This is a genomic window from Streptomyces sp. NPDC094034 (assembly GCF_040303865.1).
Classification (GTDB): Bacteria; Actinomycetota; Actinomycetes; order Streptomycetales; family Streptomycetaceae; genus Streptomyces.
Genome location: NZ_JBEOUD010000017.1, coordinates 29,844 through 55,609 on the forward strand (window position 1 = coordinate 29,844; position 25,766 = coordinate 55,609).

General features: G+C 71.7%; 19 protein-coding genes and 1 other RNA gene. 11 read left to right on the forward strand and 9 right to left on the reverse strand.

Annotation, left to right across the window (positions count from 1 at the left end):
* The first annotated feature begins 83 nt into the window (after positions 1 to 83).
* Positions 84 to 725, forward strand: a complete 642-nt coding sequence (locus tag ABTZ59_RS17185; protein WP_351397493.1) for a TetR/AcrR family transcriptional regulator — start codon at positions 84 to 86, stop codon at positions 723 to 725.
* On the opposite strand, the gene ABTZ59_RS17190 is transcribed toward ABTZ59_RS17185, so the two are convergent.
* The 5 genes from ABTZ59_RS17190 to ABTZ59_RS17210 all read right to left on the reverse strand — a co-directional run bounded on the left by ABTZ59_RS17190 (position 671) and on the right by ABTZ59_RS17210 (position 10,571).
* The gene (locus tag ABTZ59_RS17190) at positions 671 to 2,983 is read right to left on the reverse strand and encodes a bifunctional glycosyltransferase/CDP-glycerol:glycerophosphate glycerophosphotransferase (protein WP_351397496.1); all 2,313 of its coding nucleotides are present in this window, start codon (positions 2,981 to 2,983) and stop codon (positions 671 to 673) included. The genes ABTZ59_RS17185 and ABTZ59_RS17190 overlap by 55 nt on opposite strands.
* A 148-nt stretch (positions 2,984 to 3,131) precedes the next feature.
* A complete protein-coding gene (locus ABTZ59_RS17195) occupies positions 3,132 to 4,019 on the reverse strand; it encodes a carbohydrate ABC transporter permease (protein ID WP_351397499.1) in 888 nt (295 codons plus the stop codon).
* Positions 4,016 to 5,299 carry a carbohydrate ABC transporter permease gene (locus ABTZ59_RS17200; protein ID WP_503003007.1) on the reverse strand — a complete coding sequence of 428 codons (1,284 nt, stop codon included), beginning with the start codon at positions 5,297 to 5,299 and terminating at the stop codon, positions 4,016 to 4,018. Before ABTZ59_RS17200 ends, ABTZ59_RS17195 begins: the two co-directional genes overlap by 4 nt.
* A 67-nt stretch (positions 5,300 to 5,366) precedes the next feature.
* A complete protein-coding gene (locus ABTZ59_RS17205) occupies positions 5,367 to 6,764 on the reverse strand; it encodes an ABC transporter substrate-binding protein (RefSeq protein ID WP_351397506.1) in 1,398 nt (465 codons plus the stop codon).
* 207 nt (positions 6,765 to 6,971) lie between these two features.
* Positions 6,972 to 10,571 carry an FtsK/SpoIIIE domain-containing protein gene (locus tag ABTZ59_RS17210; protein WP_351397509.1) on the reverse strand — a complete coding sequence of 1,200 codons (3,600 nt, stop codon included), beginning with the start codon at positions 10,569 to 10,571 and terminating at the stop codon, positions 6,972 to 6,974.
* 501 nt (positions 10,572 to 11,072) lie between these two features.
* On the opposite strand from ABTZ59_RS17210, the gene ABTZ59_RS17215 reads away from it, so the two are divergent.
* From ABTZ59_RS17215 to ABTZ59_RS17230, 4 genes are all read left to right on the forward strand, one after another.
* A complete protein-coding gene (locus ABTZ59_RS17215; protein ID WP_351397512.1) occupies positions 11,073 to 12,668 on the forward strand; it encodes a serine/threonine-protein kinase in 1,596 nt (531 codons plus the stop codon).
* Positions 12,669 to 12,904: 236 nt separating this feature from the next.
* Positions 12,905 to 14,158 (forward strand): protein kinase domain-containing protein, encoded by a 1,254-nt coding sequence (locus tag ABTZ59_RS17220; protein WP_351397514.1) that lies wholly within the window; start codon positions 12,905 to 12,907, stop codon positions 14,156 to 14,158.
* A 263-nt stretch (positions 14,159 to 14,421) separates the two neighbouring features.
* The gene (gene prfB / locus ABTZ59_RS17225; RefSeq protein ID WP_351397517.1) at positions 14,422 to 15,528 is read left to right on the forward strand and encodes a peptide chain release factor 2; all 1,107 of its coding nucleotides are present in this window, start codon (positions 14,422 to 14,424) and stop codon (positions 15,526 to 15,528) included.
* Positions 15,529 to 15,797: 269 nt separating this feature from the next.
* On the forward strand, positions 15,798 to 16,634 hold the full coding sequence (locus ABTZ59_RS17230; RefSeq protein WP_351397519.1) for a hypothetical protein: 837 nt from the start codon (positions 15,798 to 15,800) through the stop codon (positions 16,632 to 16,634).
* Positions 16,635 to 16,719: 85 nt separating this feature from the next.
* On the opposite strand, the gene ABTZ59_RS17235 is transcribed toward ABTZ59_RS17230, so the two are convergent.
* Complete coding sequence (locus ABTZ59_RS17235) at positions 16,720 to 16,914, reverse strand: hypothetical protein (protein ID WP_351397521.1); 195 nt, start codon at positions 16,912 to 16,914, stop codon at positions 16,720 to 16,722.
* A 284-nt stretch (positions 16,915 to 17,198) separates the two neighbouring features.
* Here ABTZ59_RS17235 and ftsE point away from each other — a divergent pair, with 284 nt between their 5' ends.
* From ftsE to ssrA, 5 genes are all read left to right on the forward strand, one after another.
* Positions 17,199 to 17,888, forward strand: a complete 690-nt coding sequence (gene ftsE, locus ABTZ59_RS17240) for a cell division ATP-binding protein FtsE (RefSeq protein WP_030355142.1) — start codon at positions 17,199 to 17,201, stop codon at positions 17,886 to 17,888.
* A gap of 44 nt (positions 17,889 to 17,932) precedes the next feature.
* A complete protein-coding gene (ftsX, locus tag ABTZ59_RS17245; protein WP_351397525.1) occupies positions 17,933 to 18,850 on the forward strand; it encodes a permease-like cell division protein FtsX in 918 nt (305 codons plus the stop codon).
* A 67-nt stretch (positions 18,851 to 18,917) separates the two neighbouring features.
* Positions 18,918 to 20,105 (forward strand): S41 family peptidase, encoded by a 1,188-nt coding sequence (locus ABTZ59_RS17250; protein WP_351397529.1) that lies wholly within the window; start codon positions 18,918 to 18,920, stop codon positions 20,103 to 20,105.
* 34 nt (positions 20,106 to 20,139) lie between these two features.
* Positions 20,140 to 20,619, forward strand: coding sequence for an SsrA-binding protein SmpB (gene smpB, locus ABTZ59_RS17255; protein ID WP_129769107.1), 480 nt, complete (start codon positions 20,140 to 20,142; stop codon positions 20,617 to 20,619).
* Positions 20,620 to 20,783: 164 nt separating this feature from the next.
* Positions 20,784 to 21,170: a transfer-messenger RNA gene (gene ssrA / locus ABTZ59_RS17260) on the forward strand.
* 59 nt (positions 21,171 to 21,229) lie between these two features.
* Here the strand turns inward: ssrA and ABTZ59_RS17265 are convergent.
* Positions 21,230 to 22,606 carry an MFS transporter gene (locus ABTZ59_RS17265; RefSeq protein ID WP_351397535.1) on the reverse strand — a complete coding sequence of 459 codons (1,377 nt, stop codon included), beginning with the start codon at positions 22,604 to 22,606 and terminating at the stop codon, positions 21,230 to 21,232.
* A gap of 82 nt (positions 22,607 to 22,688) precedes the next feature.
* Here ABTZ59_RS17265 and ABTZ59_RS17270 point away from each other — a divergent pair, with 82 nt between their 5' ends.
* Complete coding sequence (locus ABTZ59_RS17270; protein WP_351397538.1) at positions 22,689 to 23,645, forward strand: LysR family transcriptional regulator; 957 nt, start codon at positions 22,689 to 22,691, stop codon at positions 23,643 to 23,645.
* A gap of 81 nt (positions 23,646 to 23,726) precedes the next feature.
* On the opposite strand, the gene ABTZ59_RS17275 is transcribed toward ABTZ59_RS17270, so the two are convergent.
* Together ABTZ59_RS17275 and ABTZ59_RS17280 are read right to left on the reverse strand one after the other, a co-directional pair.
* Positions 23,727 to 24,419 carry an RraA family protein gene (locus tag ABTZ59_RS17275; protein ID WP_351397541.1) on the reverse strand — a complete coding sequence of 231 codons (693 nt, stop codon included), beginning with the start codon at positions 24,417 to 24,419 and terminating at the stop codon, positions 23,727 to 23,729.
* Positions 24,420 to 24,531: 112 nt separating this feature from the next.
* The gene (locus tag ABTZ59_RS17280; RefSeq protein ID WP_351397544.1) at positions 24,532 to 25,587 is read right to left on the reverse strand and encodes a LacI family DNA-binding transcriptional regulator; all 1,056 of its coding nucleotides are present in this window, start codon (positions 25,585 to 25,587) and stop codon (positions 24,532 to 24,534) included.
* Positions 25,588 to 25,766 lie beyond the last annotated feature (179 nt).

The window sequence follows — 25,766 nt, forward strand, 5'->3', positions numbered from 1 at the left end:
CGTCGTAACGCCAAAGGTAGGACGGAGTACGTCGCAACGCAACCGTGTCGTCGTCACGTCGACCGGCGCTATGCTCGTACGCGATGACTACCGACCCCCGTGCCACGGACCCCCGGACCAGCGCCCCGCGCACCGCACGCCGCGTCCCGGCGGGCGCCGCCGTGCTCCGGGAGGACGTGACCGACGCCATCCGCGCCGCCGTCTTCGAGGAACTGGCCGCCGTGGGCTTCGCCCGGATGTCCATCGAGGGCATCGCGCGCCGGGCCGGGGTCGGCAAGACCGCCGTCTACCGCCGCTGGAAGTCCAAGCTGGAGCTCGTCCTCGATCTGGTCTCCGCCTTCGCGGAGCGAGGGCTGCCCGCACCCGGGACCGGCTCGCTGCACGGCGATGTGCGCGCCCTGCTCGAAGTGGCCTCCCACGCCCTGCGCCACCCGGTGGCCTCACAGGTCATCCCTGACCTCCTCGTGGAGGCCGCCCGCCATCCCGAGATCTCCGACGCGATCAAGGCCGCGCTGCTCGACGGACAGCGGGGCATCGCGGCGGTGATCGTCCGCGCGGCGGTCGAACGCGGTGAGCTTCCCGAGGGCGCGGACGCCGACCGGGCGCTCGATCTGATCGTCGGACCGCTCTACTGGCGGCTTGTGGTGGTCAGGAGCGAACTGCCCCCGGGCTATCTGGACGATCTGGCGGCCTCGGCGGTCGCGGCGCTCGGCCACCACGGCTGACCGTCGTCCGCCTCCCGCGCGGGCGGAACGCGCCTCGGCGGATCCGCCGTCCCGCCGTCCGCAGTCTCGCGGTCCGCCGTCTCGCCGAGGAAGACATGACGTACGACCCGCTCCGCCGCCCGCCCGTCGTCGTACGGACAGAAGCGCGCGCGGAACGCCGTACGCAGCTGACGGGAGCGCGAGCCGCGCCAGTGGCCCGTGGTGAAGATGTCGATCAGCTCGTCCTCGGTGCCCGCGACCACGCCCGGCGGGAACCCCCGGAGATCGAAGTACGTGCCCCTGGCCGCCTCGTACGCCTCGCGGTCCGCGTCGTGGATGACGATCGGCCGGTCGAGAGCCGCGTAGTCGAACATCAGCGACGAATAGTCCGTGAGGAGCGCGTCGGAGGCGAGACAGAGCCGCTCGACCGAGGGATGTCCGGAGACGTCGAGGATCCGCGGGTGCGGCGTGTACGGGAGCGGCGCGCCGTACGCGGGGTGCGCGCGGGCCAGCAGCACGAAGCGCGGGCCGAGCGACCGGGCCACTCGCTCTAGATCGAGCAGCTCGCACTGGCCCCCGCGGTAGTCGCGGTAGGTCGGCGCGTACAGGACGGCGGTGGCGTCCGCCGGGATGCCCAGCGAGTCGCGCAGCCTGGCGATATCGGCGGCCGTGGTGCGCAGGAAGACATCGGTGCGCGGATGGCCGTACTCCAGCGTCGTACCGGCCGGGAGGAAGGCCCGCTCCCTGACGAGGGTGGAGTGGCGGTTGGCCGAGAGGGAGTAGTCCCAGCGGCCCGCGTCGGCGAGCTGCCGGGTGAGGTCCCCGGCGCGCGCGGCGGCCGGGCGGTCCAGCAGGTCGAGGCCCATCGCCTTGAGCGGTGTCCCGTTGTGCGTCTGAAGCAGGATCTGCCCCCGCCGCTTCACCAGCCGGTGGTCGAAGCCCGTGTCGCTGACGAGATACGCGCAGCGGGCGAGCGCGGTCCAGTACGCGAAGGTCCCGGGGCGCACCTTGCGGGTGCCGGTCGGGACGGTGTGCTGGTACGCGGCCTCGCTGATCCAGGACGTGCGCAGGTGCGGGGCGAGTGCGCGCGCCTTCTCCTCGATGGCGGCCGGATTGCCGTGGTAGCCGCCGTGGCCGCAGGTCATGAAGACCGCGCGGTGGGCGCGGAGCGGTAGCCGCCGCTGGACGGCGTAGTGCAGGCGCAGCGCGCCCGCTCGTACGGTACGCAGCAGCGCGGTGGCGACACGGCCGAGACGTTTCCGCAGCTGACGCGCGGCCCGCAGCGCGCGGTACGTACGGTGCGCGCCGAGCCGCAGCAGCGCGTGCCGGGGGCGCCCGCCGCGCCCCGCGCCGGGGGCGCGATAACGGCGATGGTGGGCGCGGGCGCGGCGAAAGAACTCGGCGTGCGCCCGGCGCGGCAGCATGCCGTCGGTGGCGGCGAGCGCCGCGAGATGGTCGAGCATGCGCCGGTGGAGCACCGGGCGCCAGCGGGCCGCGCCGGGCGCCGCTGCCGCCCCGCCGGGTGCCGCTGCCGTGCCGGGCGGAGCTGCCGCCCCGCCGGGCCGCGCGTCCGCGTCGGGCCGTTCGTCCAGGAACGCGAAGACCCGGTCGTACGCGTCGAAGACCTCGTCGGCGTTCACGAATCCGGCGGTGCCGTCCTCGCCGCCGCGTCCGGGGCGGCGCGGACGAGCCCGGTGCCGTCGCTCGTCGCGCACACAGACCCGCTCCAGCGTGGTGACCGACTCGGCCGCGATGAGGACCGGACAGTTCCAGGCGGTGTCGGCGTGGTCCCCGGTCAGAAAGGCGAAGCCCTCGCGGACAAGGAACTCCCGGCGGTACGCGCTTCCCGAGGCCGCGGCGGGACAGCCGAGCAGATCGGGCCGGTCGGCCGGTGCGACGGACCCCCGGACGTCCTCGGGGTGGCCGGGGATGAGCACATCGGGATCGCCCGTCTCCTTGAGCCGGTCCGCGATCGCCCGGAGCGCGCCGGGCAGGAGCGTGGCGCCGCCGTCGAGGAAGATCGCGTAGTCGCCGGTGGCGCGGGCGAGACCGGCGTCCCGTGCCGGGCCCCCGCCGCCGTGCGCGGGCAGCCGGAGCGCGGTGATCCGGTGGTCGCGGGCGGCGAACTCGTCGATGAGCTCGCCGCAGGCGTCCGGCGAACCGTCGTCCACCGCGATCAGTTCGAGATCCTCGAAGGTCTGGTTCAGTACCGACTCCAGGCAGCCGCTGAGATATGCCTGGACCTGATACGCGGGGACGATGACGCTGAACCGGGTCATGGCCCGGGAACGGCCGGCGGGGCGAACTGGTTACGCCGCGGCCGGCCCACGGGGGACGTGCGGAACAGGTGTCCGGCCGGACAGCGCGACGGGGGAGGCGGGCCGTCCCATGACCCGTCCTCCCCCGCCAACACCCTTGGCCATGACGTTACTTGACGGCTCCCGCCATCACGCCCGTCACGAACTGCCGCTGGAACGCGAAGAACACCACCAGCGGAATGATCATCGACACGAAGGCGCCGGGCGCCAGGACGTCGATGTTGTTGCCGAACTGCCGTACCTGCTGCTGGAGCGCGACGGTGATCGGCGGGTTCTTCGAGTCCGCGAAGATCAGCGCGACCAGCATGTCGTTCCAGACCCAGAGGAACTGGAAGATGCCGAGCGAGGCGATCGCGGGACCGCCCAGTGGCATCACCACCCGTACGAACAGCCGTATCTCGCCCGCCCCGTCGAGCCGCGCGGCCTCCAGCAGCTCCCTCGGGATCTCCGCGAAGAAGTTTCGCAGCAGGAAGATCGCGAACGGCAGACCGAAGGCGACATGGAAGAGCACCACGCCGAACGTCGTCTCGAAGATGCCGACCGCGCCGAACAGCTTCGACACCGGCACGAGCGCGACCTGCACCGGGACCACCAGCAGCCCGACGACCACCAGGAACCACCAGTCGCGGCCCGGGAAGTCCATCCACGCGAAGGCGTATCCGGCGAGCGAGCCGATCACCACGACCAGGACCGTCGCCGGGACGGTGATCAGGATCGTGGAGAGCAGCGAGTTGGTGATCACGTCGTTGTCGAAGAGCCGAGAGTAGTTCTCGGTGGTGAGCTGCGCGGGCGCGGTGAAGACCTGCCACCAGCCGCTCGCGCTGATGTCCGTGGCGCCGCGCAGCGAGGAGATCAGCAGACCGATCGTGGGCATCAGCCAGAACAGGCCCACCAGGATCAGGAAGACCCGCATCGCCCCGCCGCCCGCGCGGGCCGCGATCCTGCTCGCGAGGGGCTGCTTCGCCTTGACCTTGATCGCACCGTCGTTCGTGGTCATCGGCGAGTCTCCCTTCGCATGCGTCGTATGTTGAACAGCATCACCGGGATCACCAGCAGGAGCAGCAGCACCGCGATGGCGCTGCCCACGCCGAGATCCGCGTCCGTACCGAACGACGAGCGGTACAGCTGGAGCGCCAGTACGTTCGCGTCGTCCTGGGACGAGCCCGGCGCGATGATGAAGACCAGGTCGAAGATCTTCAGTACGTTGATCATCAGCGTGACCAGGACGACCGCGAGCACCGGCGCCAGCAGCGGCACCGTGATCCGGCGGAAGACCTGCCACTCGGTGGCACCGTCCACCCGCGCGGCCTCCATGAGTTCACGGGGCACGCTCGCGAGCCCGGCCGCGATCAGCACCATCGCGAACCCGGCCCACATCCAGATGTAGCTGCCGATGATGGCGGGCGTGACCAGGGAGGGCCCGAGCCAGTCCACGCCGTTGTACGGCTCCCTGAAGTTCGCCGCGGGCAGTCTGAGCTGCGCGCCGTCGGCCGCCTCCGGCAGGCTGAACGTACCGTCGGCGGCGGCGGTCGTGGACGCGACGACCTTGCCGTCCTTGACCGCCTCCACCTTGATGCCCTTGAGGCCCAGTTCCTGGGCGTCGATGACATTGGGCTTGCCGCCGCCGCCCTTGGTGAAGTCCAGCCAGGCGGTGCCGGTGACCCGGCCGTCCGCCGTCCGCGCGGCCTTGGCAGGCGCCGCGTCGGACGGCATCTTCGCGGGCGCGACCCCGACCAGCGGGAGCAGGACCTCGGTCCCGGCGCTCGCCGGCTCCTTGGTGACGAACGCGCCGCCGCCCGCCGGTTTCAGTGGATGCACCGGCAGCGGACGCGCTCGGGGGAAGCCCGCCGATTCGCTGAATGTGTCGTGCACCCCCACCGCGACCGCGTTGGCGATGCCACGCTCCGGGTCCTGTTCGTACACGAGCCGGAAGATGATGCCCGAGGCGAGCATCGAGATCGCCATCGGCATGAAGATGACGAGCTTGAACGCCGTGCTCCAGCGCACTCGTTCGGTGAGTACGGCGAAGATCAGCCCGAGCGCGGTGGCGATGGTGGGCGCCACCACCACCCAGATCGCGTTGTTCTTGACCGCGGTCAGGATGGTGTCGTCGGTGAAGAGCTCGATGTAGTTGTCGAGCCCGGCGAAGCTGTCACCGGATTTGTCGAAGAACGACCGGTAGACCGAGAACCCGATGGGGTAGACCACGAGCGCGCCGAGCAGCACCAGCGCGGGCAGCAGGAAACCCGCCGCGACGATTTTACGTGTGCCTGTCACGCTCTTGCGTTTGCCCTTGCCGGGGGGCGCCGTCGCGGCGCCCCCCGTGACCGCTGACTTCACCGCGTCAGCTCGTGTACGCCTTGGCCGCGGCCGTCTCCAGCTGCTGCTGGATCGCCGCGACGTCCTTCGGGTTCTTCAGGAAGTCCTGGAGCGCCTTCCACTCGCCCGCCCCGGGCGTACCGCCGAACGACTGCGGCATCTGGTCCGACATGTCGAAGCGGAAGCTGTCGCCCGCGGCGATCAGCGCCTTGGCGATGTCGCGCTGGACGTCGTTCGGGTACGCGGCGGGGTCCAGGGACTTGTTCGGCGAGACGAAACCGCCCGCCTCCGCCCAGATCTTCGCGGCGTCCGTGGACGCCAGGAAGGTCAGCAGCGCCTGCGCGCCCTTGGTGTCCTTGAGCGCCACGGCCGCGTCACCACCGGTCACCACCGGGGCGTCGGGGCCCACCGCCGGGAACGGGAAGACCTTCGCGTCCGTACCGATCTTCGCCTCGGTCTGGCCGATGTTGACGCCGACGAAGTCACCTTCGAAGACCATCGCGCCCTTGGGCTGGTCGCCCCCGGTGAAGGTCTGGGTGACGGACGCGGGGAACTCCGTCTGGAGCGCGCCGTCCGTACCGCCCGCGATCAGATTCGGCTTGCCGAAGAGCTGACCGAGCGTGGTGAGCGCGTCCTTCACGGAGCCGTCGGTCCACTTGATCTCGTGCTTGGCGAGCTGGTCGTACTTCTCCGGGCCCGCCTGGGAGAGATAGATGTTCTCGAACCAGTCGGTGAGCGTCCAGCCGTCCGCGCCCGCGACCGAGACCGGGGTGACACCCGAGGCCGAGATCGTCTCGGCCGTCTTCAGCAGGTCCTGCCAGGTCTTGGGGGCCACGGCGCCCGCGTTCTCGAACGCGGCGTTGTTGTACCAGACCAGCGACTTGTTGGCGGCCTTGAAGTACACGCCGTACTGCGTGCCGTCCACCGCGCCGAGGTCCTGCCAGCCCTTGCCGTAGTTCTTCGCGAGCTGGGCCTTGGCCTCCGCGCCCGCGGGCTTGGCCCACTTCTTCTCCACGGCCTGCTGGATGGCGCCGACCTGCGGCAGCATCGCGACATCCGGCGGGCTGCCACCGGCTATCTTCGTCCCGAGGAAGTTGACGATCGGGTCCTGCGCGGGGACGAAGGTGACCGTCGCGCCCGTACGCTTCTCGAACTCGCTGAGGACTTTGGTGAAGTTCTCCTGCTCGGGGCCGGTCCACACGGCCGCGACCTGGATCTTCTCGCCGTCCAGCTTGGGCAGTTGGACCGTGGCCGCGGGTGCCTTGCTCGCGCTGTCGCCCGACTCCTTGTCGTCGCTCGAATCGCCACTGCAGCCGCTGAGGGCCACCGCGCCGGCGGCGACGATCGCCACGGCCGCCCGGCGTGTGCCGAGCCCGTTCCTACCGCTCCCAAGAGCCTTAAGTGCTCTACGAGTTGTGCGCATCACTGCCCCGTCTCTTCTCCCGTGCGCGTACGGATCTACGCATGCGGGACCGGCGACGCGGCCGTGACGTGGCAACGCTGCACTCGTCCCGTGCGGACAGTCCTACGCCGCGTGACCGGGCGCCGCAATAGCGATCCTGGTGTAGGGCGGGGGATCGTGATGGGCTCGTGACGTGCCACGACGGACGTATGCCCTGTCCGGGGACCTTCAGGGGTGAGCCGGGGTCAGTGGTGCGACAGGTACGGCATTGACCGATCGGGCGGCCCGTTCGAGAGCGCTCGCGAGCAGCGCCAGATCCGTCGGACCGTTGCCCAGCTCCCGGACCGGCCGGCGGGCCGGCGGATCGCCCATCCGCTCCCACTCCAGGGGCACGACCGTGGGCCGTAGCGTCGCCGTACGCGGGATACGGCCGGTGACCCGGCCGCCCTGGAACGGCGTGACCCGGCCGTCCGGATGCCCGAGCCGGCCACGGCCGGGCGCGGGATCGTCCGGGGAGGGCGCGACGGGCGGCGCGTCCAGCACGACCCGCAGCCGCGCGCCCTGGGCCAGCTCCGTGTCGACCGTACGGTCGGGGCGGGCCGAGGCGGCCACCAGATGGACGCCGAGCCGCTCGCCCTCCCTGGCCACGGCCTCCAGGGCCCGTACGACCGAACCGGCCGCGGGCCGTCCGGGGCTGCCGAGCGCGGGCGCGACCAAGGCGTCGAAGTCGTCGACCAGCACGACGAGCCGGGGGAGGGGCGCGGGGTCCTGGGGCCGCTGGCGCGTCTGTGACTGTTCCGTACGGGCCGAGGTGGTTCTGAGCCGGAGCGTGCCGCTCGCGTGCGGGTCGGTCCGGTACGGGTCGGGGCGGTGCGGATCCGTACCGTGCTGATCACTCGCGCGCGGGTCGGGCGAGCGCGGATCGGTTCCGCGCGGATCACTTCCACGTGGATCGGTTCCGCGTAGGTCGGTTCCTCGCGCGTCGGTTCCGCGCGGGTCGGGAAGGGACTCGCCGCGCCTGCCCGCCCGTTGCTCGGCGGCGCTCGGCGAGCGCCGGCCGACTATCCGCTCCGCCCCCTCGTGCCGACTGTGCCACTCCGTGAAGTCCAGCCGCCCCAGCAACTCGGCCCGCCGCTTCAGCTCGGCACCCAGAGCCTGGGCGAACTGCCGCATCCTGACCGGGTCGGAGGCGATCAAATGCTCGGTCACATGCGGCAGTTCCGTACAGACGGACAGCCCCTCGCCGCGCTCGCCCCCGGCACCGTCGACCAACAGCAGGCCCAGCCGGTCAGGGCGGCCGGCGGCGGCCAGTGAGGCGGCGACGGAGCGCAGCAGTTCCGTACGGCCGCTCCCCGCCGGCCCCTCGATCAGCAGATGCGGGCCCTCTTCGGTCAGATCGACGCTCACCGGGCCGCGCGGCCCGGCGCCGAGGACCGCCGTGCAGTCGCCGGTGTGGTCGGCGGCGGACGCCCAACGGGCCATCAGGGACGCCGGGGTGGCCCGCGCCAGCCCCAGCTCGTCGAGCAGTCTGGCGGAGCGCGGGAGCGCCGCCGCCGGCCGGCCGCGGCTGTTTCCCGCCGACGCGCGCAGCGGCGCGAGCGCCCGTCCGAAACGATCCGCCCAGGCCACGGAGACCGCGTCCACGACGGCGATCGTGCCATGCCCGGCGGGCTGTCCCACCGCCGTGCGCAGCAGCCGCAACGCGGTCGCCACATCACCGCTCAGCAGGGCGACGGCCCCGCACTCGCGGAAGGGGAGCGAGGCCGCGCACGCCATCTCGTAGGTCGCGGCGATCGGGGAGAGGGGTGAGGCGGCGTCCGTCTCGGCGAGACAGATGAGATGGACACCCGCGGCGGCGCCCGCCCCGGCCAGCTGCGCCGTCGCTTCGCGCAGCGCGGCGGTCCCGGGATCGCCGTCCACGATCACGATCGTGTACGGGCCGTCGTGGCGGGCGGCGGCCTCCGTGATGGTCCACGGGTCGGCCGAGGCCCAGCCGGGCCCCATGGGTCCGTCGTCAAGCCGCCGGGTCAGCTCGGCGGTCCTGGCCGTCGCCTGCTCGCGGTCGTAGGCGAGCAGCAGCCGGCAGTCCTGGCCGTGGGTGGGACGTACATGCGGCAGCCAGCCGAGCCAGCCCCAGTCCCGTCGGCGCTCCTCCAGGCTTCTCGTACGGTCCGTGCTGATCAGCACGATCTCCAGATCGGCGGGTGAGTGCAGCGCGGCGAGCTGGGCGACCACGGCCCTGGCCAGCCCGGCCAGCCGCTCCCTGGGGCCCGCCAGCCCCAGCGAACCGGCCTCGCGCAGGCCGACGGTGACCGGCACGGAGGGCAGTGGCCCGCCGCCGTCCGAGGCGGCCCGGTCGGCCGTGCCGAGCCGGACGGCGAGCGCCTCGGGATGGCGGCTGTCGCGCTCCCACAGTCGGGGGCCGGGACCGAGCGCCGTCAGCAGCACCGCGGCCGGATCGGGCCAGGTCTCCGCGCGCGGGGCGCGCGCCTTCGTCCCCGTGGCGGACCGCGGGCCGGTCCCGGACTCCGACAGCTCCTCGCCCCGGCTTCCGGTGAGCCGCCGGGCCCAGGCGCCTATGCCGCCGCGCCGTCTGGCCGCGGCGTCCGATGCCTCCGCCCCGTCGGCCTCCCGCCGCGAACCGGAGGTCCTGCTGTGCGACTGCGGGCCGTCGTCGGCCCCGCGCCCGTCCGGGCCCGGGACCGCGCCCGTCCCGTACGCCGGGTCCGGCGCCGCCGCCCTGCTGTGCGTCCCGTCCGGGAAGCTCCCCGTCGGGCGGCTGCCGTAGTGCGTTTCGGCGCTGCGCGCGTCCGGCATGCTCGGGGCGCCCGGCGGATTGCCGTACTGCGGCCCCAGGACCCGGCTCGACGCGCCGGAGGGGACGGAGCCGCCGTACGCGCGGGGTGTGAAGCCCTCGGCACGGCTCCTGGTCTCCTCGCCCGGTCCGTCCCCCGGGGCACGGGCGCCCGGTACGGCCGGGCCGTGGGCCGGGGCCGGCTCGCCCCGCGCGCCGCCGTACCGCGGCTCCGGCGAGACATCCGAGGGGCCGTACGCGGAACCGTCCGTCGCGTAACCCCCGGTGCCGTACGCGGAACCGTCCGCGGCGTAACCGCCGGTGCCGTACGCGCCCGCCTCCGGACCCGGGCCGCCGGCCGCTTCCGTCGCGCTTCCGCCGGGACCGTCCGGGCCCGGACGCGCGATCCGCAGATGGCCCTCGCCGTCCGGCGCCGTCGGCAACGCGGGCGCCCGCTCCCCGACCGTGAGCCGCAGCGCCGACTCACCGATCCGCAGCAGCGCGCCGGGCGGCAGCGGGACCGGCCGGTTGCCCACCGCGACGCCCTCCAGCGTCGTCCCGTTCGTGGAACAGAGGTCCGCGACCGAGATCCGGCCGTCCTCGCCGACCGTCACCGCGCAGTGCAGCCGGGAGACGTCCGGGTCGTCCAGCGGCACATCGGCCTCGACGGACCGGCCGATCCTGATCTGTCCGCCGTGCAGCAGATGCACCCCGCCCGCGTCGGGGCCCGCGACCACATGCAGCTGGGCCGGGACGTCGTCGGCGGGCGCGTCGTCCTCGCCGGGGACCTGGAGGGAGAGCACCGCGCCGTCGATCAGCGGCGGCTCGCCGAGGGTGCGGCGCTGGGCGTCGAGCCGCTCGCGGCCCGCGTACAGGACGACGGAGCCGGAGGCGTCGGGGCCGGAGACGGCCGTGGCGAGCCCGGAGGCGACGGCGGCCAGCGCCGTCCCCGCCGGGGCGGTGACGAGCACGTCGCACGCGCGCCCGGCGGCATGGCCGCTGCGCGGCGCGAGGACGGTCAGCCGGATCTGCATCGCCGTCAGCGGTCCCTTCTGCGCGGGGTGCCCGACAGGGGAATACCCGCTGATCTCCCCCCACCGCGCACGGACGCGTCGTCCGGTACAGGTCGGCACGGGGCGGTGTGAATCCCCACTCCACTCGTCACGTGCTGGGGGCATCCTCGCACCTGCCACTGACAACACGCCCGGGGACCGGCGACAAGTGATCTTGAATAGTCGGCTGTTGGCGCAAAAGTGCCTGCTTGTGAACCGCTTCGAGACGGCTTGGGACCGGGTGTGACGTCGTCCGTCCCGCTCTCCGGCAACCATCCGTACGATGCGAGCGTCTTTCTTTCGAACCCGACCGGACCCGGGCCGGGTCCGGTCGGACCGGAGCCGTATCCGACCGGGATCGGGCGGGGCCGGAGCGGGACGGGAAGCGGACGGGCGGGTGACTTGCCCGGCCCGTCTAGAGTGGGTCGGAGACCCGGCGGGGCCGGGGCATGAGTTGACCACGACCAGCAGGGAGCGCATGACGTGCGGCCGGTAGGCAGCAAGTACCTGCTTGAGGAGCCGCTGGGACGCGGCGCCACGGGCACCGTCTGGCGAGCCCGTCAGCGAGAGACCGCGGGCGCCGAGGCGGCCGTGGCCGGCCAGCCCGGCGAGACCGTCGCGATCAAGGTCCTCAAGGAGGAGCTGGCGAACGACGCGGACATCGTGATGCGCTTCCTGCGCGAGCGCTCCGTACTGCTCCGCCTCACCCACCCCAATATCGTGCGGACCCGCGACCTGGTGGTCGAGGGCGATCTCCTGGCGCTCGTCATGGATCTGGTCGACGGCCCCGACCTGCACCGCTATCTGCGCGACAACGGGCCGTTCAGTCCCGTCGCGGCGGCCCTGCTGACCGCCCAGATCGCGGACGCGCTCGCCGCCAGCCACGCCGACGGCGTCGTGCACCGCGACCTCAAGCCCGCCAACGTGCTGCTCAAGAACGACGGCGAGCGGCTGCACCCGATGCTCACCGACTTCGGTATCGCGCGCCTCGCGGACTCCCCGGGACTGACCCGCACGCACGAGTTCGTCGGCACCCCCGCCTATGTCGCGCCGGAGTCCGCCGAGGGCCGTCCGCAGACCTCCGCCGTCGACATCTACGGCGCGGGCATCCTGCTGTACGAGCTGGTCACGGGGCGTCCGCCGTTCGCCGGCGCGACCGCGCTCGAAGTGCTCCACCGCCATCTCAGCGAGGAGCCACGCCGGCCCACCACCGTGCCCGAGCCGCTCTGGACGGTCATAGAGCGCTGCCTGCGCAAGGACCCCGACCAACGGCCGAGCGCCGAGAACCTGGCCCGCGGACTGCGGACCGTCGCCGCCGGTGTGGGCGTGCACTCCACGCCCGCCCAGGTCGACGCCGCGCTGGGCGTCGGCGCGCTCCTCGCGCCCGACCCGGCGCCCGCGCCGGTGCCCGAGCTGCCGGGCGCGGCCGACCCGACGCAGGTCCTGCCGAGTGGCGCGGGCTCGTACGACCCGGCCGCGGCCACCAGCGTCCTGCCCTCGACCGGCCCCGGCGCCGCGGACCCGACCTCGGTCATGCCGCCCGTACCGGCCGACCCCGAGGGCCCGCACCCCTGGCAGGGCCAGATGCGGGCCGCCCGCGACCGCAACGAGCAGACGCAGGTCCAGTACCTCGACCCGAGCCAGGACCCGCTGCGCCGCCGCCCGCAGCGGCAGCCCCAGCAGCCGCCCGCGCATCAGCCGCCCCCGCGGGCGCCCCAGCACCAGCCGCCACCACAGCGGTACGCGCCGCCCCCGCAGCAGCACCAGCCGTACGCCCCGGCCCCGCAGCAGCGGTACGCGCCGCCACAGCCGCCGCCTCCGCAGGCACCGGCCCCTCGCCAGCAGCGCGAGCCTCGCCAGCGAAGCGCCAATCCGATGCGGATCCCGGGCCTGGGCTGCCTCAAGGGCTGTCTGTTCACGCTGGTCCTGCTCTTCGTCGCGGGCTGGCTCATCTGGGAGCTGACACCGCTTCAGGACTGGGTGGCCCAGGGCAAGGGCTACTGGACCGCGATCGGTGACGCGATCTCGACGGTGACGGACTGGATCTCGCAGCTGGGCGGTACGACCTCGGGACAGTGACACGGTTCCGGGACGGATGACACGGGTCCGGGACGGGTGACGCGGCGCCGGGACGCTGACCGGTCCCGGCGCGCCGGGGCCGCTCTTGTGCGGCGCGGACGACCTTTGTGCGGGGATGAATCTCCCGGATCGTGTCATTTCCCCCCGCCGAAGGGGGTGACGGTCCCGACCAGGGCACGGAGCACCCCGATACCCGCGTACTTTGAGGGGCAACGCCAGCCGCTGAGGGAGCAGTCTTGGCACGGAATATCGGCAGCCGGTACACCGCCCACCAGATCCTGGGACGGGGCAGTGCCGGCACGGTGTGGCTCGGGGAAGGGCCCGAGGGCCCCGTCGCCATCAAGCTGTTGCGCGAGGACCTCGCGTCCGACCAGGAGCTGGTCGGACGCTTCGTCCAGGAGCGCACCGCCCTGCTCGGGCTCGATCACCCCCGGGTGGTCGCCGTCCGTGACCTTGTCGTGGACGGCAACGACCTCGCGCTCGTCATGGAGCTGGTCCGCGGTACGGATCTCCGTACCCGCCTCGACCGCGAGCGCCGGCTCGCCCCCGAGGCCGCGGTCGCGATCATCGCGGATGTCGCCGACGGGCTCGCCGCCGCGCACGCCGCCGGGGTCGTCCACCGCGACGTCAAGCCCGAGAACATCCTGCTCGACATGGAGGGCCCGCTCGGTCCCGGCGGCGCGCACCCCGCGCTGCTCACCGACTTCGGTGTGGCCAAACTCATCGACACCCCGCGGCGCACCAAGGCGTCCAAGATCATCGGCACCCCCGACTATCTCGCCCCCGAGATCGTGGAGGGCCTGCCACCGCGTGCGGCCGTCGACATCTACGCGCTGGCCACCGTCCTGTACGAGCTGCTGGCCGGCTTCACCCCGTTCGGCGGTGGCCACCCCGGGGCGGTGCTGCGCCGGCATGTCACCGAGACCGTCGTACCGCTGCCCGGTATCCCCGAGGAACTCTGGCAGCTGCTCGTCCAGTGCCTGGCGAAGGCCCCGGCCTCCCGGCTGCGCGCCTCGGAGCTGGCGACGCGGCTGCGGGAGCAGCTGCCGACGCTCGCGGGCATTCCGCCGTTGGATGTGGACGAGCCGGAGACGGAGCCCACCGAGCGGCCCTACGAGGAGCCGGGATCGTCGGCGTCGGCCGGGCACTCGGCGCACTCGGCGCCGGAGGAGCCGCGACGGAGGGGGGCGGTTCCGCTTGTCCCCGGCGCGGTGCCCGACTCCAACCGGGACACGCATACGAGCATGCGGGTGCCGGGGCCGGACGAGCTGGCGGGCGGGGCGCGGGGTACGGCGCGGGCGCCGCGGTCCCCTGGGCAGCGGCGGCCGGGATCGGCGCGGCACAAGGCGGAGGCGGTGCGGAAGCGTCGGATCAGGCTGGGCGCGGTCGGGGTGCTGCTGGCGGCCGCGCTGGGGGTGGGGGGCTGGCTCGCGATGGGCGAGGACGACGCGTCGGCGCCGGGGGAGTCCGGGCAGACGACGTCGCCGTAGCGCGTTGTGCGGTGCGCGGGGTGCGGGTACGGTCCGGACGTCCGGGGGCCCGGCCACTCGACGGACGGGGTTCGGGTGCCCTCGTGTTCCGGGTGACCTCTTTCCGGTGGCGAGTGAGCCGAAGGGGCGCGTCGGCGTCGAAAGGGAGAGCGCGCGGAGGTTCGTGAGGAACGAGCGAATCGAGCACGGTCGACCGTCGACGTCGGCATAAGGCGCCCCGGAGGCGAACCGAGCCCCCAAAAGTTAGGCGTTAGGCTGGTGCCGTGGCAGTCGTCGATGTATCCGAAGAGCTGAAGTCCCTCTCCTCGACCATGGGGTCGATCGAGGCCGTCCTGGACCTCGACAAACTGAGGGCAGACATCGCCGTGCTTGAGGAGCAGGCCGCGGCCCCGTCCCTCTGGGACGATCCCGAGGCGGCGCAGAAGATCACCAGCAAGCTTTCGCACTTGCAGGCCGAGGTCCGCAAGACCGAGGCGCTGCGCGGGCGCATCGACGACCTGGAAGTGCTCTTCGAGCTGGCCGAGGCCGAGGATGACGCGGACACCCGCGCCGAGGCCGAGTCCGAGCTGATGTCGGTCAGGAAGGCGCTGGACGAGATGGAGGTCCGTACCCTCCTGTCCGGCGAGTACGACGAGCGCGAGGCGCTGGTCAATATCCGGGCCGAGGCTGGTGGCGTGGACGCCGCCGACTTCGCCGAGCAGCTTCAGCGGATGTATTTGCGCTGGGCCGAGCGGCACGGCTATCCGACCGAGGTCTACGAGACGTCGTACGCGGAGGAGGCCGGCATCAAGTCGACCATCTTCGTCGTCAAGGCGCCCTACGCGTACGGCACGCTCTCCGTGGAGCAGGGCACGCACCGCCTGGTCCGGATCTCGCCGTTCGACAACCAGGGCCGTCGGCAGACCTCGTTCGCGGGCGTCGAGGTGCTCCCGGTCGTCGAGTCCAGCGACCATGTGGAGATCGACGAGTCCGAGCTGCGCGTGGATGTCTACCGCGCCTCGGGCCCCGGCGGACAGGGCGTCAACACCACCGACTCCGCGGTCCGTATCACGCATATCCCGACCGGCATCGTGGTCTCCTGCCAGAACGAGCGCTCCCAGATCCAGAACAAGGCGAGCGCCATGAACGTCCTCCAGGCGAAGCTGCTCGAACGCCGCCGTCAGGAGGAGCAGGCCAGGATGGACGCGCTCAAGGGCGATGGCGGCAACTCCTGGGGCAATCAGATGCGTTCCTACGTTCTGCACCCCTACCAGATGGTCAAGGACCTGCGGACGGAGTTCGAGGTCGGCAATCCGCAGGCTGTGCTCGATGGTGAGATCGACGGATTCCTGGAAGCCGGAATTCGCTGGCGCAAGCAGCAGGACAAGTAAATTCGCGCTTTGTCGACAAGGGAACTGCCGTTCGTGGGACGGCAGTTCCCTTTTACGTCACAGTTGCATCCCCGCACGTCGGACAACTGACGCGATATCGGTCATCGCACGCGCAACGACCTTGACGCGTATATGAAAACCGGCGACGCTGGCGCGTGGCATGCGTAATTCGGGGCGCGTGAGACCGGGGGCGGAGTACGCGAACCCCCAGCGGCCGCTGCCCCGGACGCTGCACCACTGACGAATGAGCTACTGGGGGTAGCAGGCAGATGACCAAGAAGACGCGGATCCGCGTGGCACGTGTGGCGGCCGGCGCGGTGATCGCCGCGGGTGCCTCACTGACCATCGCGGGCGCCGCTCAGGCCGTCGGTATTGGCGTGTCCACTCCGATCGCCGATGTCGGTCTGGGTATCGGCAACGACGACACCACGGGTGGCAGCACGGACGGTGGGACCACCGACGGCGGCGCGACGGTCGGCACGACCGTGGGCGGGACGACCGATGGTGGTACGACCGACGGTGGGACGACGGACGGCGGGGCCACCGACGGCGGCACCACGGACGGCGGCACCACCGATGGTGGGACGACGGACGGTGGCACCACTGACGGTGGTACGACCGACGGTGGCACCACCGATGGTGGGACCACGGACGGCGGGACCACCGATGGTGGCACCACGGACGGTGGCACCACGGACGGTACGACCGACGGCGGCACCACCGATGGTGGGACCACGGACGGTGGCACCACTGACGGTGGTACGACCGGCGGCGGCAACGACGGCGGGACCACGGACGGTGGCACGACCGGCGGCGGCAACGACGGCGGGACCACCGACGGCGGCGCCACGGACGGCGGCTCCACCACGACCGGCGGCGGCAACGACGGCGGGTCCACCGGTGGCGCGACCACGGGTGGCGACAACACCGACACCGACAGTGTCGGCTCGCAGCCGGTCCAGCAGGGTGCGCCCAAGGAGGAGCTGGCGGAGACCGGCGCCGCCGAGACCACGTTCCTGCTGATCGGCGCCGCGACGATGATCGCCGGCGGTATCGGCTTCCGGATGCTGCCGCGTCTGGTCGGCGGTGGCCGTACGGCCGTCTGAACGCCGTAGACACGTAAACATGAGGGGCTCGGACGCCGGTCAGGCGTCCGAGCCCCTCATCGTGAGCCCGAGAGTGTCCGGGATGTCATGCGGGCTGATACGCGGCCATCAGCGCGACCGCGGCAACGAGCACCGCCAGCAGTGTGAGCAGCGCCACCGGGCTGAGACCGCCCAGGGGCCCCCGCTGCTGGAGCCGTTCCCTGTTGGCGCGGCACACGCGGCAGCGGCCCTCGGCGACGGGTCCCGCGCAGTTGGCGCACACCAGTCTGTCGTAGGTCATGCGCATTCCTCCTCACCGCGCGGCGGAGCCGCAGCCAGTGTCTCTCCGCCCAACGCTTCGGGAAACACGACCGTTCCCCCCTCCACTCTGCCAGTTCTCGGCCGTTTCGGCGCGGTCGGCCGGATTCCTGGTGGACCTCCACGGCTGGCGGTCCGGCGCCATCCGTGATAAATCGGCCCAAGCCCGCCCTCGGGCGGGGTTTCAACAATGGACGCGGACTGCGCGCGGCGGCGCGGGTCGCGTAAGGTCTCGCTCACCTACTCCCGGCCGACCGTGGTGCACCCGTGATCCGATTCGACAACGTCTCCAAGACCTACCCGAAACAGAACAGCCCCGCTCTGCGCGATGTCTCCCTTGAGATCGAGAAGGGGGAGTTCGTCTTCCTCGTCGGCTCGTCCGGTTCCGGAAAGTCGACCTTCCTGAGGCTGCTCCTGCGTGAGGAGCGCGCCAGCCATGGCATGGTGCATGTCCTCGGCAAGGACCTCGCGCGCCTGTCCAACTGGAAGGTGCCGCAGATGCGCCGCCAGCTGGGCACCGTCTTCCAGGACTTCCGGCTGCTGCCGAACAAGACCGTGGCGCAGAACGTCGCGTTCGCGCAGGAGGTCATCGGCAAGTCCCGCGGCGAGACCCGCAAGTCCGTACCGCAGGTCCTCGATCTCGTCGGCCTCGGCGGCAAGGAGGACCGGATGCCCGGTGAGCTCTCCGGTGGTGAGCAGCAGCGCGTCGCGATCGCGCGGGCCTTCGTCAACCGTCCCATGCTGCTCATCGCGGACGAACCGACCGGCAACCTCGACCCGCAGACCTCCGTCGGCATCATGAAGCTGCTGGACCGCATCAACCGCACCGGTACCACCGTCGTGATGGCGACCCACGACCAGAACATCGTCGACCAGATGCGCAAGCGTGTGATCGAGCTGGAGAAGGGCCGTCTCGTGCGTGACCAGGCACGCGGCGTCTACGGCTACCAGCACTGAGCACCGAGCACCGAGCATTGAGCACCGAAAGCTGAAAGGACGCCATGCGCGCCCAGTTCGTCCTGTCGGAGATCGGCGTCGGTCTTCGCCGAAATCTCACGATGACCTTCGCGGTCATCGTCTCCGTAGCCCTCTCGCTCGCCCTGTTCGGCGGCGCGCTGCTCATGCGCGAGCAGGTCAGCGTGATGAAGGACTACTGGTACGACAAGGTCAATGTCTCCATCTTCCTCTGCAACAAGAACGACGCGGCGACCGCGCCCCAGTGCGCCAAGGGCTCGGTCACCAGCCAGCAGAGGCAGCAGATCGAGGCCGATCTGAAGAAGATGGACCTCGTCGAGACGGTCCACCACGAGACGGCCGACGAGGCGTACAAGCACTACAAGGAGCGGTACGGCGACACCCCGCTCGCCGCGACGATCACTCCGGACCAGATGCCGGAGTCCTTCCGTGTGAAGCTGGAGGACCCCGAGAAGTACAAGGTGGTGGCGACGGCCTTCGCGGGCCGGGACGGAGTCGAGTCCGTCCAGGACCAGCGGAACATCCTCCAGAACCTCTTCGACCTGATGAACGGCATGAATATCGCGGCGCTCTGTGTGATGGCGCTGATGCTGGTCATCGCGTTGATGCTGATCGTGAACACCGTTCGGGTATCGGCGTTCAGCCGGCGCCGGGAGACCGGGATCATGAGACTCGTCGGCGCCTCCAGCTTCTATATCCAGATGCCGTTCATCATGGAGGCCGCGTTCGCCGGACTGATCGGCGGTGTGGTCGCCTGCGCCATGCTGCTGGCGGGCCGCTACTTCCTGATCGACAACGGTCTCGCGCTCGCCGACAAGATGGAACTCGTCAACTTCATCGGCTGGGACGCGGTGCTCGCCAAGCTTCCGCTGGTGCTCGCGATCGGTCTGCTGATGCCCGCCGTGGCGGCTTTCGTCGCGCTGCGCAAGTACCTCCGGGTGTGACAAGCGCCCCTGACCCGGAGGCGGCAAGCACCGTTCTGCCGTTCGGTGTTGTCCTAGACTCAACCTCATGTCAGGTTCCGAGTTGCACCAGTTGCACCGAACGCCCCGCGGTGTCCGCCGCGGGGCGGCCCTGACATTGCTCTTTGTGAGCGTGCTCGCCACCGGCGCGGCGACGGGTGCCCTGCCGTACGGCGAGGAGGATCCGCCCCGCGTGCACACCCGGCCCGTGGCGTCGACGGCCGACCGCGACGAGGTCGCCAGGGCCGCCGCGGAGGCCATGGCCAACGGGAAGTCCGGCACGGAAGCGGCCGAGGAGGTCGTCAGCCGCAGCGGCGACCGCTGGGGCTCGGTCTACGACAAGAGTGAGTACGAGGAGTTCCAGCGGGCCCTGGACGGCTCGTACACCGGCGTCGGGCTCTGGGCGAGACGTACCGCCGGCGGTCTGGTCGAGGTCACCCGGGTCCACCCCGGTGGCCCGGCGCGGAAGGCCGGTATCGGGCCGGGCGACATCATCAGGGACATCGACGGCCGTGGTATCGGGCAGCGGCCCGTCACGGACGTCATGGCGCTGTTGCGCGGCGAGAAGAGGAGCGACGACGCGTCCGTCGTCGGTACCACGGTCGTGCTCGGTCTGGAGCGGGACGGCCGCCGCTGGACGGAGAGCCTGCGCCGCGCCCGGCTCAGCACCGAATCCGTCACGGTCGACACGATCGGGGGCGGCGTGCTGCGGATCAAGGTCGACGCGTTCACCAAGGGGACGGGCCAGCGGGTACGGGACGCGGTCCTGGCCGCGCCGAAGGGCAGCGGTGTCCTCCTCGATCTGCGGGGAAACGCGGGCGGTCTGGTCGCCGAGGCCGTCACCGCCGCCTCCGCCTTCCTCGACGGCGGTCTGGTCGCGACGTACGACATACGGGGCGAGCAGCGCGCGCTGTACGCGGATCCCGGCGGCGACACCGGCCGCCCGCTGGTGGTGCTGGTGGACGGCGGCACGATGAGCGCCGCCGAACTGCTCACCGGCGCCCTCCAGGACCGCGGCCGGTCGGTCACGGTCGGCTCGCGCACCTTCGGCAAGGGCTCGGTCCAGATGCCGAGCGCGCTTCCCGACGGCTCTGTCGCCGAGCTGACCGTCGGTACGTACCGCACACCGGCCGGCCATGGGGTGGACGGCCGGGGCGTCGCCCCGGACCTCCAGGTGAGCGAGGACGCCCAGGAGCGGGCGACGTCGGTACTGAGCGGGCTCGGGAGCGCGGAGTAAAGAAGTTGCGCCGGGGTGAGAAAATGGCGGGACTATGGCTAAGGAAACTGGGCGCAAACTGATCGCGCAGAACAAGAAGGCGCGGCACGACTACCTCATTATCGACACATATGAGTGTGGTCTCGTGCTGACGGGTACCGAGGTGAAGTCCCTGCGCCAGGGACGGGCCTCCCTGGTGGACGGGTTTGTCCAGATCGACGGACACGAGGCATGGCTGCACAACGTCCATGTGCCCGAGTACACGCAGGGGACCTGGACCAACCACTCCGCCCGGCGCAAGCGGAAGCTGCTGATGCACCGGGTCGAGATCGACAAGCTGGAGTCGAAGTCGCAGGAGACGGGTCACACGATCGTGCCTCTCGCGCTGTACTTCAAGGACGGCCGGGCCAAGGTCGAGATCGCGCTGGCGAAGGGCAAGAAGGAGTACGACAAGCGGCAGACGCTCCGGGAGAAGCAGGACCGGCGCGAGACCGACCGGGCGATCTCGGCGGCGAAGCGGCGTCAGCGGGCCTGACCGGATCCGCCGGGTCCGCCGGGTCCGCCGGTGGTCCTGATCGGGGCCGCTTCGGCCGGCCGGGCGGAATAGGCTGGCACCGTCGCGCGTTGGTCACGTAAGATGGGTCCCGCACCTCACAGCGGGTGCGCGCTCGAAAATGGGCACGATTGAAAAAACAACATGGGGATGATCGGTTTCGACAGCGGATGTCGAAGCAGGTGAAGCGAGCCGAGGAAGCGGCAATGATCTCGTTAACCATATGTCGCAAACAATAATCGCCACTTCTAAGCGCGATTCCTCCGCCTTCGCCCTCGCTGCCTAATTAGCAGCTAGCGAAGACTCTGCGGAGTGTCAGCCCGGGGCTGTTCCCGACCCGGATCCTGGCATCAGCTAGGGAACTAAACCGCTGAGCCCGGTCACGGGGAGCAGCGGGAAACCAAACAGTGACTGAGCCCGTCGGAGACTTGTCCGTGTGATCTCCGGGGCCGAGAAAAGCGAAACGGACTGCGCTCGGAGAAGCCCTGGTTCCGCACCGTTGGACGCGGGTTCGATTCCCGCCATCTCCACAATTCCCATGTGCACAATTGAATATCGTCTCCATGAATACCACGGGCGAAGGCCCCGCTCCTCAGGCAGCGGGGCCTTCGTCATGTCCGAAGCGGCGCGCGCCGGCCGACGCGATGAGCAGGGCGAGGAGCGCGGCGCCGAGGGGGAGGGCGTAGCCGTGGGCCGGGTCGGTGTGCTCCACGGTCCAGCCGCCGGCCGCCGCACCGGTGGCTATGCCCGCCAGCAGTGCGGTGACGGCCAGCGTCATCCCCTCGTTGAGCCGGCTCGCCGGGGTGAGGCGCTGGACGAGCGTCATGCCCGTCACCATCGTCGGGGCCGTCGCCGCGCCCGCGATCAGCAGCCCGCAGGCGAGCAGCGGCAGCGACCCCGTCGCCCCCGCGGTGGCCGCGAGCAGGGGCAGGGCCAGCAGCGCCGACATCGCGGCGACGCACAGCACCAGCCGCCGCCCGAGCCGGCGGGCCGGGCGCAGCGCGCCGAGCAGCAGACCCGCGGCGCACGACCCGGCGGCCTGGAGCGCGAGCACGGCGCCCGCCCAGGCCTGGTGGCCGCGGTCGTCCGCGAAGGCCAGCGTGACGACCTCCGTCGCGCCGAACACGGCGCCCGTGGCGAGGAACACGGCGAGCAGGGCGGCCAGCGCGGGCGAGTGGAGCGGGGCGCGTGCCGCGTCCGTACGGCCGGTGGCGGGCGGCTCGGTGGAGCGCTGCGCCGCGAAGATCAGTACGCCGGTCAGCAGCAGAATCGCTCCGGTCAGCGTGCCCGCCTCCGGGAAGAGCGCGGTGCACAGGAAGGCCGCGAGCACCGGGCCCAGCATGAAGCAGAGTTCGTCGGCCGCCTGCTCGAAGGAGTTGGCGGTATGCAGGGCCGCGGCGTTCTCGGGGGTCGCCTCGCGGTGCAGATGAGCCCAGCGGGCGCGGGACATCCCGCCGGTGTTGGGGGTGGTGGCGGTCGCGGCGTAGGCGGCGAAGAGCGTCCAGTCCGGCGCGTCGTACCGCACGCACAGGAGCAGCGCGAGCGAGCCGAGCGCGGCGATCACGGTGGCGGGGACGGCGATACGGGCCTGTCCGTACCGGTCGACGAGCCGGGCGGTACGGGGCGCCACCAGGGCGGTGACCGCGAGGCCGGTGGCGGTGACGGCGCCGGCCAGCGCGTAGGAGCCGCGTGATCCGGCGATCATGATCACGGCGCTGACGCTGAACATGCCCATCGGGAGCCGGGCGAGCAGATTCCCGGCGGTGAAGGCGCGGGTACCGGGGATCGCGAAGAGCCGGGCGTACGGGTTGCCGCGGCGGCCCGCCGTCCGGGGCGGGCGCGTAGGTTCCGGCGGCTCGGGTGTGCTCGGCGGCCCGGGGGCGAAACGGGCGTCGTACCGCCGTGCCAGGACCAGGCTGTCGCCCGTGACGGCCGGCAGGAGAGTGTCGGGTGCGGGGGATTTCGGCATGCCCTCACTCTCGGTGCACCGGCAGTTCTCGGTCCAACACCTGCTCACTGGCCATTCACGCAGGTGTGTTGTTAAATGCGGCATGCCCCGAGACATCGATCCCCGGCTGCTCCGCGGCTTCGTCGCCGCCGCCGAGGAACTGCATTTCACCCGGGCCGCCGCCCGGCTGTATGTCGCCCAGCAGGCGCTCAGCCGCGACATCCGGCGGCTGGAGCGTGAGTTGGGCGCCGAGTTGTTCCTACGGACCACCCGCCAGGTGACGCTGACCGCCGAGGGCGAGCGGCTGCTGCCTTACGCCCGGGGCGTGTTGGCGGCCCAGGACGCGCTGCTGACCGCCCGGGCCGCCGGGGAACGGCCGCTGCTCGTGGATCTCAACACCGAGGGCATGGTCTCGGGGCGCGTGCTGGCGCGGGCACGCGAACTCGCCCCGCACCAAGAGCTGATGGCCCGCTTCGAGAGCGGCCTGACCCGCGCCGCCACCGAGATCCTGGCAGGCCGGCTCGACGCCTCCTTCGGATACGCCGACGGACTCGCGCCCGCCCTCCGCTCCGGCCTCGCCCGTCAACTCGTACGGTACGAGCCACTGGCCGTGCTGCTGCCGGACGACCACCCGCTGGCCGACCGCGCCGAGGTGCCCCTCGACGCGCTCGCGGGCGAGAGCGTGTACGCGGGGGCGGGCAACCCAGGGACGCTGGAGTGGACGGATCTGGCGCGGCGGCTCTTCGCGGGGCGCTCCATCGCACTCGCCCCGCCCGCGCCGATGGCGATGGGGGCCGAGGAGTTCCGGCGGGTGATGGCCAAGCACCGTACGCCCGTACTCACCGTGGTGGACTTCCCGGAGATGCCGGGGGCCGTGCTGCGCCCGCTCGTCGACCCCGTGCCCCTGTCACCACTGTCGCTGGTGTGGCGCAAGGGGCTGCGACATCCGGGAGTTGACGCTCTGCGCACCGCCGCCGACGCCCTCGCCGCGTACGAGGGATGGCTGGAACGCGTCCCCGGCGGCTGGCTCCCGGCCGGGGCCGCCCCCGGCGAAGCCTGATCACCGGCCCGGCCGGCTGTCCGCCCACGACGGCTCCCGGGCCGGCCTGCGGACAGGACGCGGATCCCGATCGCGCCCCGGCTACTCCTCGATCGCCCCGCCGATCCGCCGCAGATGCCGCCGGAACGTGTACTCCGGATCGGCCGCGCGCCCCGCCAGATAGTCGTCGAAGGCCGTCTGCCGACGCAGCGTCTCGCCCGCCACGATCTTGCGGGCCTGGTCGCGCTCGGTCTCCCGGATCCGGTGCGCGGTCGCCAGTACCTGTTCGACGTGCTCGGCGGCGACGAACAGCACACCGTCCTCGTCACCGAAGACCATGTCGTCCGCGCTCACCAGATGCGCCCCGAACCGGGCGGTGTCCAGCGCCTCCGGCTCCCGCTCGTCCAGCCGTACAGGGCCGGGCGGATAGCTGCCGTAGCTGAACACCGGAAGGCCGATCTCGGCCAGTTCAGGAGTGTCCCGGTGCAGCCCCCACACCGCAAGACCACTCACCCCGGCGGCCTCGGCCTCCAGCACCGCCAGATCGCCGACGCACGCCTCGTCCGTCCGGCCGCCGTTGTCGATGACCAGCACATCACCGCGCTCGGCCCGGCCGAACACCTCCAGGAACACGTCCACGCTCCCGTAGTGCCGTACCGGCAACGCGCGTCCCGCGACGCGGTGCCCGCGGACGACGGCGCCGATCCCGGGCGGCGCGACGCGCAGCGGTACGTCGTGGCGGACGCAGGCGTCGGCCACCAGCGGCGTGGACAGCTCGGCGAAGGCCTTCAGCACGGCGTTCTCCTGTTCTCCCTGGCTCGGCTCCCATGGCCGTCGGCGGCACACCCGCGCGCCGGACGGCGAAGCGATATTAACGGCGGACTCCCTTCCCCGAGCGGCCGAGGGGTCAGGGGGCGACCGGGAACGCGGAGCTCTCGCGGACGACTAACTCCGGTGGCAGCAGGACGTGCTCCGGGGTTCCCCGCGGGTCCGCGATTCTGGCCAGGATCATGCGGGTGCAGGCGCGGCCGACCTCTTCGAGGGGCTGACGGAGGCTGCTCAGGCTGGGGGAGAGCAGGGCGGCGGCGGAGGAGTCGTCGAAGCCGACGACCGCGACGTCGCGGCCGGGCAGCCGGCCGCTGTCGCGCAGCGCGCGGTAGCAGCCGAGGGCAAGGGTGTCGCTGGCCGCGACGACCGCCGTCGTGCCCGCGGGGAAGAGACGGGCGACCGCGTCGCGCGCGGCGTCGACGTCTTCGGTCGCGTCGACCCGCAGATCCCGGACGGACAGGCCGTGCCGGCGCATGGCCTCCCGCCAGCCCCGGGCCCGGTCGTCGCCGACGCCCGAGCCGCGCGGCCAGCCGAGGAAGGCGATCCTGCGGTGGCCCAGCGCGACGAGATGGTCGACGGCCGCCGCCGTGCCGTGGGCGCCGTCGACATCCACCCAGTCGCCGACCGAACGGGCCGACCAGGGGCGGCCGAAGGCGACGAAGGGGATGTCGCGCTTGCTCAGCCAGCCGGGGCGCGGGTCGCCGCGGTAGGTGTTGCTCAGGACGAACGCGTCGACCGACTGTTCGCGCAACAGCTCGGCGTAGCAGTCGGGTTCGTCCGCCGGGTCCAGGGGCGCGGCGAAGAGCAGTACGCGGTAACCGGCCTGGTTGGCTGAGTCCGAGAAGGCGTGCAGGAAGTGTTCCATCACCGGCCCGGAGACCCCGTCGGGCGACGCCTGGACGCCGTACCCGATCAGCCTGCTGGAGCGGGTACGCAGCGAACGCGCCGCCTGGTGCGGCCGGTAGTCCAGCTCGGCTATCGCCCGCTGGACCCGTTCCAGGGTTCCGGGGGCCAGCAGATCGGGGGAGTTGAGCGCGTTGGACACCGTCTGGGGTGACACACCTGCCCGCTGGGCGACCAGTGCCAGGGTGGCCGGCTTGTCCTTGCGCCCGCCGGACGTGGTCGTACGTGCCATCAGTCGCCTCCGTCTCCGGGTGCCGTCCACTCGACAAGCGGTGGTACCGCGCCAGTTCGGGGTGGCATGCGGGAACAGTCGGTGTTCGATCTTGTCGGGTACAGAATCCCATACGGACGCGCGGGCCACGCAGTCGTTTATCCGGGGTGGCTCTTCGCCGTCCAGAACACTCACAGCCG

Excerpts from the sequence above, each read along its gene's own strand:
- ABTZ59_RS17205 (WP_351397506.1), bottom strand. The coding sequence starts at position 6,764 with ATGCGCACAACTCGTAGAGCACTTAAGGCTCTTGGGAGCGGTAGGAAC.
- ftsX (WP_351397525.1), top strand. The coding sequence starts at position 17,933 with ATGCGCGCCCAGTTCGTCCTGTCGGAGATCGGCGTCGGTCTTCGCCGA.
- ABTZ59_RS17235 (WP_351397521.1), bottom strand. The coding sequence starts at position 16,914 with ATGACCTACGACAGACTGGTGTGCGCCAACTGCGCGGGACCCGTCGCC.
- ABTZ59_RS17230 (WP_351397519.1), top strand. The coding sequence starts at position 15,798 with ATGACCAAGAAGACGCGGATCCGCGTGGCACGTGTGGCGGCCGGCGCG.
- ABTZ59_RS17190 (WP_351397496.1), bottom strand. The coding sequence starts at position 2,983 with ATGACCCGGTTCAGCGTCATCGTCCCCGCGTATCAGGTCCAGGCATAT.
- ABTZ59_RS17195 (WP_351397499.1), bottom strand. The coding sequence starts at position 4,019 with ATGACCACGAACGACGGTGCGATCAAGGTCAAGGCGAAGCAGCCCCTC.
- ABTZ59_RS17270 (WP_351397538.1), top strand. The coding sequence starts at position 22,689 with ATGCCCCGAGACATCGATCCCCGGCTGCTCCGCGGCTTCGTCGCCGCC.
- ABTZ59_RS17280 (WP_351397544.1), bottom strand. The coding sequence starts at position 25,587 with ATGGCACGTACGACCACGTCCGGCGGGCGCAAGGACAAGCCGGCCACC.
- ABTZ59_RS17250 (WP_351397529.1), top strand. The coding sequence starts at position 18,918 with ATGTCAGGTTCCGAGTTGCACCAGTTGCACCGAACGCCCCGCGGTGTC.
- ABTZ59_RS17210 (WP_351397509.1), bottom strand. The coding sequence starts at position 10,571 with ATGCAGATCCGGCTGACCGTCCTCGCGCCGCGCAGCGGCCATGCCGCC.
- ABTZ59_RS17265 (WP_351397535.1), bottom strand. The coding sequence starts at position 22,606 with ATGCCGAAATCCCCCGCACCCGACACTCTCCTGCCGGCCGTCACGGGC.
- smpB (WP_129769107.1), top strand. The coding sequence starts at position 20,140 with ATGGCTAAGGAAACTGGGCGCAAACTGATCGCGCAGAACAAGAAGGCG.
- ABTZ59_RS17185 (WP_351397493.1), top strand. The coding sequence starts at position 84 with ATGACTACCGACCCCCGTGCCACGGACCCCCGGACCAGCGCCCCGCGC.